The following is an 8,067-nucleotide window of genomic DNA, read 5'->3' on the forward strand; positions in this document are numbered from 1 at the left end:
GCTGCGGGAATTGCGCACGCTCGGCCTGATCGGGCTCAAGCGCCGCACGATGACCATCCTGGATGTGGAGCGGCTCAAGGCGTACTGCGGCTACAATCCCAACTACCTCCACCTCAAGAACGCGCGCTGGAGCGAGCGCCGGAGCGTGCCATGGCTGAGCAGCGGCCATGGAGGCTAGGAGTGGACAAGCGTCGCAATGTCGAGACGCTAGTGGTGCTGCAGTCGATCGCCGTCGACACGGGCAGCCCTGACCGCGAGGGCAGGCTGGTAATAGCCAATGGGCTTTTGGTCGGGGTTCTGGTGCGCCTCGACACACCCGAGCACGAAGAGGAGCGGAGCAACTGGTTCTTCGAGGCCGGCCTTGGCCGGCTGCAAGGCTTGCGAGCGCCTACTTTCGACAACCTGGAAGCCGCGACGCGCTGGGTGCGAAAACACCTGAAGCCCTAGCCTCAAGGCATCATCCCTGCACGGCGGGGACGCGGGGACGCAGGGCAGGCAGCGGTTACCTAATTGATAGGCCCAGGTGGGCAGCAACCGTGCTCGCACGGGAACCGGTCATCTTGATAGCCTGGCGAAGCTCAGCGTCGGAGATACCGAAGCGGTGGCTCCAGTAAGCGCGGTCCTGCGGGCAGTAGAGGTCAATCTGCTGGATCGGACGACGAGCTGTGACGCTGTTGATGGAAGTCATTTTTAATCCTCGCAGAAGATATGTCGATGGCAGCGAATGCCTTCTACGAGCACCAGCGCATCAGGACAACGCGGGTAACGCGGGAAAGTTCGTTTCCAAGGAGGAGAGCCGGGAGCTTTGATCGGACAACGCGCTCCGCTGTCATCGGCCTGTGGCAACCCGCATGGGCTGAAGGTGGAAGCTCATGCCGCCCGGCTCTCCAGGTCTAACCTTGGATGCGCCCGCGTCGCTGCAGCCTGGCAGCCTTGCTCAGAACGCGTGAAAGCTGCTCGACCGAATAAGGCTTCTGCAGGAGCTCGAACCCGTGGTCGCTATCCTGCGCTAGGACATGGCTGTAGCCGCTGGTCAGCACTACCGGCAGGCCGGGATACAGTCTCCGGATCTCGCGCCCAAGCTCGACCCCGTTCATGCCTGGCATGACCACGTCCGAGAACACCACGTCGTAGCTGTCGGGCTTCTCAGCCAGCGTTGCCAGGGCCTCATCGGCATTCGCGACCCAGTGCGTGCCGTAGCCGAGCTCCTCCAATGTCTGAGTCGAGAAGCTGCCGACTTCCCGGTTGTCCTCGACCACCAGGACGCAGATGCCGCGCCCGTCGACGACCGTGTCGACGGGCGTCGGATCCTCGATTTTACCTATGCTCTTCTCCGCGCGCGGCAGGTACAGCGCGAAGGTGGTGCCCCGCCCCAACTCGCTCTCGACCATCACCTCACCGCCTGATTGCTTGGCGAAGCCGAACACCTGGGAGAGGCCGAGCCCGGTGCCCTGCCCGACGCCCTTGGTGGTGAAGAAGGGCTCGAAAATCCGGTCGAGCTGGTCTGCCGGTATGCCCGATCCCGTGTCGGTCAGCGCGAGCTTGACGAAGTCCCCGAGTTGCGGCGGATGCAACCGTATCGCGGGCATGCGGCCTACGGCCTCCACCGAGATGTAGAGGCGTCCCTCGCCGTCCATGGCGTCGCGGGCGTTGACCGCCATGTTCACAAGGGCGGTGTCGAACTGGCTCGGGTCGGCGCTGATGTGGCACGGCTCGTCACCGACATTGATCGAGACCATGATGCGTGCGCCGGTGAGAGTCCCCACCATCTCGCCGATGGCCTTCACGCTCTGGCCCGCGTCGAACACCTCCGGCCGCAGCGCTTGGCGACGCGCAAAAGCCAGGAGCTGTCCGGTGAGCTTGGCCGCCCGCTCCACGGTGTCGGAGATCGCCCCAATGTAGCGGTCGCGCCGATCTTCAGACAAACCGGGTCGTTTCAGAAGGTCTGTCGATGATTTGATGACGGTTAGCAGGTTGTTGAAGTCGTGTGCCACACCGCCAGTCAGTTGACCCACGGCTTCAAGTTTTTGCGCTTGCCGAAGCTGCTCTTGAGCCGCCGCAAGGGTCGCTGCGGCCGATTTCTCGGCCGTCACATGCCGGCCGCTCGCGTAGACCAACCCATCCTCAGGCGCTGTCACCCACGAGATCCAGCGGTAGCTGCCGTCCTTGTGCAGGAGACGGCTTTCGTAGACCGGGAGCACGTCGGTCGACGCGATGGCCAGGGCTTCGTTGGTGCCTTGATGTTCGTCCGGGTGGTTGAAATCGAGGTGGCTGCGCCCGATCACCTCGTCTGATTGCCAGCCCAAGATCGTGGTCCAGGCCTCGTTGGCGGCCCGGATAATCCCGTTTGCCTCTACCACGACCTGCAGGTCGCGCGAATTCTTCCAGGCACGGTCCCGCTCGCGCGTACGCTTCTCGACCTGCTGCTCGAGGGTGTCATTCAGGCTTCTCAGAGCGTCCTCGGCACGCCGGGTCTCGGTGATGTCCCGCGAGATGGAGAGGATACGCTCGGGCTTGCCATCGGCATCAAAGATGGGCGTGACCTGCACGTCCCAGTATTTCGGGGTGCCCGCCATCGTGCTGGCTGGCCCTTGAAAATGCCCAGAACGGCCGGCCCTAGCGGCCTCAACGGCAGCCTTCGCATCTCGGTTTCCGGGCTCTTGCCAGAAATCCGGCCAAGGGCAGCCTCGAATAGCGTTGAAGTCGCTCACCTCCATGACGCGCTGACCGCCCTCGCTCATGAAGGTGAGTTTGCCGTCGAGGTCGAGCACCTTGATGCAGTCGTTGCTGCTGGCCAGAACGCGCCTGTTGAACTCCTCACTCTCGCGTAAAGCCGCTTGGGCGTGATGTGTCTGGGTGACGTCGTGACCCTCTACGAAGATACCAGTTATCTCACCTGCATCGTCACGGATCGGCTCGTAGATGAAATTGACGAAGCACTCCTGTACGGCGCCGGACGAGCGTTGCAGCCGGATCGGTACATGATCGGCGATGTAGCGCTCGCCTGTCGCAAAGACCCCATCGAGCAGCTCGAAGAAGCCCTGTTCCCTGACCTCAGGCAAGGCATCACGTGCCGATAGCCCAATGATCTCCCGTTTGCCGACGAGGCGGAGATAGGCTTCGTTGGTGAATTCGAAGACGTGCTCGGGGCCTTGCAGAATGGCGATGAAGCCTGGCGCTCGCTCGAACAACTGCCTCTGCCGCGCGGTCTCGGCCGCGAGCTGCCGATCGGCCATCACTTGGCCGGTCATCTCCACAGCGGTGAGGTAGATGCCGGCGGTCGTGCCGTCACCTGGGATGGGAGAGAAGCTGTAGGACCAGAAGGTCTCCTGGAGCCGACCATCGCGGCTCATTACGAGCGGCTGGTTGTCAATCACGAAGCCTCGGCCAGTCGCGATCACCGCTTCAGCCTGGGGCGCGAGTCCGTGCCACATCTCAGGCCAGACTTCGCTCATGGGACGCCCCAAGGCCCAGGGGTGTCGCTCAGCGAGAAAGGGAGCGTAGGCATCGTTGTAGAGAAGGCGGAATTCAGGGCCCCAGTACACCGCGCTGATCGCAGGCGAGCCGAGGCACATCGAGACCACGAGCTGCAAGGCTTGCGGCCAGGTCGATGCCGGACCCAAGGGCGTTGCGGACCAGTCATGCTCGCGGATGAGCTGACGCACATTCCGGTCCTCTAACAAAGAGGCGGCTGCGCGTCGGTCAGGCATCAGGCTGGGCTTGGGTGGGCGACGACGTTTCGGACCCTGTATGGCCGCTTGGCACAATGGCCGGGCCCGCCATGGCCGCGCCTGCTATTGCCTCATCGCGCTCAAGCAGCCGCAAACCTGCGCGAACGACCTCGCTCACGCTACCGAAGCGACCGGATTTCAGCCTGCCCCGAACGAAGGCTTCCTGCTCCGGCGTGATGGAGACGGTGATCGTCTTGCGTATTGCCATGCTCTGTTCATAGCGGGTTCGTACAAACTAATACACCTCAAACGACGCTATCAGCCTTCAGCTGAGACGGCAGGGCACGTCCCAACAAGCTCCTTATCGCGCCTCTCTCTGCGCAGACCTTTCCAATCAGTCGGACGATAGATATCAACAAAGCGACCGTTTTCCTTACATATCTGAGAGGGGCCTCAGCTGACGCGCTTGACGCAAGAGTGCCGGCACGTCGTCGATGTCAGGAAAACGTGGCAGGAAAACTACTGCCAGAAATACCCTCCCGTGGCACTACCCTGACATGCTCATCGGCTACGCTCGCGTCTCCACCACCGACCAGAACCTCGACCTCCAGCGCGACGCCCTCGCCAGCGCCGGCTGCACCCGCACCTTCGAGGAGAAGAAGTCCGGCAAGGCCGGCAGCAAGCGGCCCGAGTTCGAGGCGGCGCTCGCCTACCTGCGCCCCGACGACGTGCTGGTGGTCTGGAAGCTCGACCGCCTCGGCCGATCCCTCGTCGAGATGATGCGCACCATCGACACCCTGCGCCGCCAGGGCGTCCACTTCCGCAGCCTCACCGAGCAGTTCGACAGCGACACCGCCCACGGCCGCTTCGCCCTCCAGGTGCATGGCGCCATGGCCGAGTACTTCCTCGACCTCAACCGCGAGCGCACCGTGGAGGGTCTCNAGCGGAAGGCCTGAAGGCAGCCGTGGCGCGGGGGCGCAAGGGCGGCCGACCAAGGAAGCTGTCGGAGGCGGACCTAGAGGTGGGTCGCGCCCTGCTGGCCAGCGGCACCATCACGGTGGCGGAGATCGCCAAGCGGCTGGGTGTCAGCCGGTTCACCTTCTACAGCTACTTTCCTCAGGCACGCGCCCGCAGCCAGCTGGCGAGAGGCTGAGGCCGATGCCGATCCGCCCGGAGAACCGCTACTTCTACCCCATCGACTGGGTGCAGCTCTCGGCAGCGATCCGTTTCGGACGGGCCCAGGGCCGCTGCGAGGGCTGCGGCCGGCCGCATGGGCAGCTCGTTTCGCATCTGGGCGACGGGCGCTGGTGGGACACGACCGAGAGCACCTGGCGCAGCGGGCGGGGACGCCGCCTGAAGCTGGCGGCACCGGAACAGCTGCCGGCCGGTACCGAGGTCCGGGTCACGCGTGTGGTGCTGGCCTGCGCCCACCTGGACCACGATCCCGGCAACAACGATCCGGCCAACCTGAGGGCGCTCTGCCAGCGCTGCCACATCCTGCACGACCGGCCCGAGCACCTGCGCCAGCGCTGGTACACCTACCGGCTGCGCAAGGCGCTCGGCGACCTCTTCCTCGGCCGCTACCCGTTCCGGCACTGAGATCCAGCATGGCCTCCCAGCAGAGCACGGTGGACTTCATCCTGGAGCAGGCCGGGGCGGCGGGCGCGCTGTAGACGCGCCGAATGTTCGGCGAGTACGCGCTCTAATGCGACGGCAGGACGGTCGCGCTGGTGTGCAACGATCAGCTATTTCTCAAGCTGACCGAGGCAGGCCGGCGCCAGCGGGTAGGGTGTGGCTGCGATGCGTCGCTCGCACCGCCTCGTTCACCTCACCGGACGCCGTGCCCTCGCTTCAGAGGGATCGCACTGCACCACTTTTGGTTGTGTTTTCGCGCAAATCACGCCAGCGTTGCATGGTGGCCCTTCACCATGCGGACGAAACATAGCTGTCTCCGCCTTTTCGGCGGGTTGCGTTGTGCGCTGCAGCGTGGGACACAATCTTCATGCACAGCCGCGATGGCGTCGCGGTCGTGCTAGCCCTCTTTGGGCGTTTCCTCCCTAGACTTCGGGCCGCTCGCAAGGGCGGCCTTTTTTCTGCCTAGAGTTCAAGGTCCTAGCGTTCGGGCCTGCTCCTCACAAGCACAATTGTGCGCCAGCCGCGGGCAGGTGGCACTTTCCTGCTCAGTTCCCAGATGCCGGGACAGCGGCTGAGCGCGGTGCGGATTTAGTCCGCATCGTGGACCAATCCGGGCACGGCGATACCCGCACGGTGGCCAGCTACATCTGGCGGGCGATTGCTTATTACTCAAATACCCACTGCCCTTGCAAAAGCACGACCGGCGAGAATCACAAGCACCAATCCTGATATAATATTAATATATCTCACAGCTTTGTTGTTCAGGTACGTGCGCAGCGCTGCAATAGCAGCGCTTAACATGCACCACCAGCTTAGAGCACCGCAGAACTGGCCCGTCAGCACCAACCAAGCATCAGAATAAGCATTCACACTTCTCAATGCTGGCATCACTGTTGAGAGCAGGAGCAGGGTCAATGGATTAGCGAAGCCCACCATTAGAGCTGTGGCGAAATACGCCGTCAGGTCGCTGCCCAGACAACGCGCTCGTCCCCGAAATTGTACAAGCGGCAGATCACGGCCAATAAGCGCCATGGAAATCCGGAAATGCATCCGGCGCCGCGAAACCCGCACCGCAAATATGAACAGCAAAGCGGCTGAGAGCAGGGAAAGAGCGCGGGCTTGCGCATCTGTCCAGGTTGAGGCTGGAGTCTGCAAGCAGCCCAGCACGACCCCGCCCCAGGTTGTCTGCACCAGGGCTGCCCCGAGCCCGGTCACGACACCAGCGCCGAAGCCGCTCGAGAGCGTGCGCTGGATGCACAACACGCCCATCGGTCCGACCGGCGCGGCAACGGCGAGACCGATGCCCATGCCGGCCGTGATTGATGCGGGCAAGCCCTCCATTGCCCAGACCTATTGTGAGCACAATCTCGCGGCCCTTATGCGCCGCCGTGGAGCTGTAGAGGCAGGAACGACACGCTGTAATCATCTATTTGAATGGTAAGCCAACGCTGCAGGCAGACGCCATCAGAGGTTTCAGCATGCCATCATGGTGCAACCCAGCAGCACGCCACTCGGACCTCAGCCAGCTTTGGTCATCGCTCGCCCGGCCTGCATCGACAAAGTCCGATGTGTAGCAGCAAGGGCCGCTGAAGGCGGCCTTTCGCCGTTCAACCTCGAATATCTTGTGAGGGACAAGCGACAGAACCGCTGTCCTTATTTTCCTGCGGGTGAACTCTCCCGTGCGTTCCTGTAGTATCCCTGCATGTCCACCCGACGCAGATCCGGCGAAACCCTCCTCTGGGCACAGCGCATCCGGGCCCAGGAAGCCGGCGCCCCCTCCGCAGCCGCCGACCGGTACGAGGCCGAGGCGCGCGCCTCGCTCGATCCCGCCACTCCCCGCACGGCCGGCGGCGAGCTCGTGCCCGCCGATGACTTCGTCTCGACCACCCTGCCGGCGATCCTCGACACACTCGCCAACCCCGACGCCGTGGCGGCCGACGCCAGCCGCGACCGGCTCGACCTTGCCAAGGAGGCCGGCTGCCTGGAGATGGCCCTCGACACAGCCGACACCATCCGAGCCTCCGACGGGCTCGAACGCATGCTCGCCCACCAGCTCGCCACCGCCCACGTCGCCGCCATGAAGGCAGCCGCCGTCATGCAGCAGCACCTCGAGGAGGCCAGCCGGACGCTGGGGCCGAGCCGCCAGGCGGCGTGCGTCGAGGCCGAGCGGATGGCTCGCGCCTACGCCCGCCTGACGGGGTCGTTCCAGGCCGGCATGCAGACCCTGCAGCGGGTGAGCTCGGGCGGCAGGCAGGTGGTGGTCGTGCAGCACAACCACATCGGTGAGGGCGCTCAGGCCGTGGTAGCCGGCAGCGTGACCAGGGGGTCTCCGGCGCGCCAGCGGGGGGGTGAAGGCAATTTCAGCCGACCGACCTCATGAACCCGGTTGGCGTGCCGCCCTCGACAAGGCGCGTCAGGCGCCCCGGTGTGGAGCGCGAGCCCGATCGGGGTTCGCCTGTGAGGCGCCAGCGATGCCGAACGGTCGCTGCTACAGGCATGGGGGCGCCAGCACCGGCCCGCAGACGCCTGAGGGGCTGGAACGGGCCGCGCGGGCGAACTGGAAGCACGGGCGGTACTCAGCCAAGGCAATCGCCTTCAGACGCATGCTGGCGCGGACCGTGCGGGATCTGCGGGCCGCGACGCGGATGGTCGAGGAGCAGTAGCGTCCGACCCCTGCTCCTAGCGGTCGAGGCGATCGCGATGCGTCGCGAGGTGCGGGCGCTGATCCGAGAGTGTCGAGACACGTTGATAGGTTGATCAT

The 8,067-nt window shown here is 64.3% G+C and carries 9 protein-coding genes and 1 pseudogene; 6 read left to right on the forward strand and 4 right to left on the reverse strand.

The window, feature by feature from the left end:
- Positions 1-180: 180 nt before the first annotated feature.
- Entirely contained in the window at positions 181-447 is a 267-nt protein-coding gene (locus tag DT057_RS05175; RefSeq protein ID WP_128561046.1) for a hypothetical protein, read from the forward strand.
- A gap of 55 nt (positions 448-502) precedes the next feature.
- Here DT057_RS05175 and DT057_RS37480 read toward each other — a convergent pair whose 3' ends face one another.
- The 3 genes from DT057_RS37480 to DT057_RS05190 form a co-directional block, all read right to left on the reverse strand.
- Entirely contained in the window at positions 503-688 is a 186-nt protein-coding gene (locus DT057_RS37480; protein ID WP_128561047.1) for a DUF3606 domain-containing protein, read from the reverse strand.
- A gap of 205 nt (positions 689-893) precedes the next feature.
- A complete protein-coding gene (locus tag DT057_RS05185) occupies positions 894-3,665 on the reverse strand; it encodes a hybrid sensor histidine kinase/response regulator (RefSeq protein ID WP_203236191.1) in 2,772 nt (923 codons plus the stop codon).
- A 37-nt stretch (positions 3,666-3,702) separates the two neighbouring features.
- Complete coding sequence (locus DT057_RS05190) at positions 3,703-3,939, reverse strand: type II toxin-antitoxin system ParD family antitoxin (RefSeq protein ID WP_203236192.1); 237 nt, start codon at positions 3,937-3,939, stop codon at positions 3,703-3,705.
- 289 nt (positions 3,940-4,228) lie between these two features.
- On the opposite strand from DT057_RS05190, the gene DT057_RS36510 reads away from it, so the two are divergent.
- The 3 genes and pseudogenes from DT057_RS36510 to DT057_RS05200 all read left to right on the forward strand — a co-directional run.
- Positions 4,229-4,612, forward strand: a 384-nt coding sequence (locus tag DT057_RS36510) for a recombinase family protein (RefSeq protein WP_244937344.1), incomplete at its 3' end; no start/stop codon positions are given.
- A 1-nt stretch (position 4,613) separates the two neighbouring features.
- A pseudogene (locus DT057_RS36515) lies at positions 4,614-4,824 on the forward strand (helix-turn-helix domain-containing protein); the annotation flags it as partial.
- Between the two features lie 5 nt (positions 4,825-4,829).
- Positions 4,830-5,270, forward strand: a complete 441-nt coding sequence (locus DT057_RS05200; protein WP_128561048.1) for a hypothetical protein — start codon at positions 4,830-4,832, stop codon at positions 5,268-5,270.
- A 705-nt stretch (positions 5,271-5,975) separates the two neighbouring features.
- On the opposite strand, the gene DT057_RS05205 is transcribed toward DT057_RS05200, so the two are convergent.
- A complete protein-coding gene (locus DT057_RS05205; RefSeq protein ID WP_128561049.1) occupies positions 5,976-6,647 on the reverse strand; it encodes a LysE family transporter in 672 nt (223 codons plus the stop codon).
- Positions 6,648-7,008: 361 nt separating this feature from the next.
- Here DT057_RS05205 and DT057_RS05210 point away from each other — a divergent pair, with 361 nt between their 5' ends.
- Both DT057_RS05210 and DT057_RS37185 read left to right on the forward strand, forming a co-directional pair.
- A complete protein-coding gene (locus DT057_RS05210; protein ID WP_128561050.1) occupies positions 7,009-7,686 on the forward strand; it encodes a hypothetical protein in 678 nt (225 codons plus the stop codon).
- Entirely contained in the window at positions 7,655-7,969 is a 315-nt protein-coding gene (locus DT057_RS37185; RefSeq protein ID WP_276469419.1) for an HGGxSTG domain-containing protein, read from the forward strand. The genes DT057_RS05210 and DT057_RS37185 overlap by 32 nt, the downstream gene beginning before the upstream one ends.
- Positions 7,970-8,067 lie beyond the last annotated feature (98 nt).

The sequence above is a fragment of the Methylobacterium crusticola genome, assembly GCF_003574465.1.
Lineage (GTDB): Bacteria > Pseudomonadota > Alphaproteobacteria > Rhizobiales > Beijerinckiaceae > Methylobacterium > Methylobacterium crusticola.

Bases quoted from the DNA above. Each gene is read 5' to 3' on its own strand.
- DT057_RS05210 (WP_128561050.1), top strand. From the start codon at position 7,009: ATGTCCACCCGACGCAGATCCGGCGAAACCCTCCTCTGGGCACAGCGC.
- DT057_RS05190 (WP_203236192.1), bottom strand. From the start codon at position 3,939: ATGGCAATACGCAAGACGATCACCGTCTCCATCACGCCGGAGCAGGAA.
- DT057_RS05205 (WP_128561049.1), bottom strand. From the start codon at position 6,647: ATGGAGGGCTTGCCCGCATCAATCACGGCCGGCATGGGCATCGGTCTC.
- DT057_RS05200 (WP_128561048.1), top strand. From the start codon at position 4,830: ATGCCGATCCGCCCGGAGAACCGCTACTTCTACCCCATCGACTGGGTG.
- DT057_RS37480 (WP_128561047.1), bottom strand. From the start codon at position 688: ATGACTTCCATCAACAGCGTCACAGCTCGTCGTCCGATCCAGCAGATT.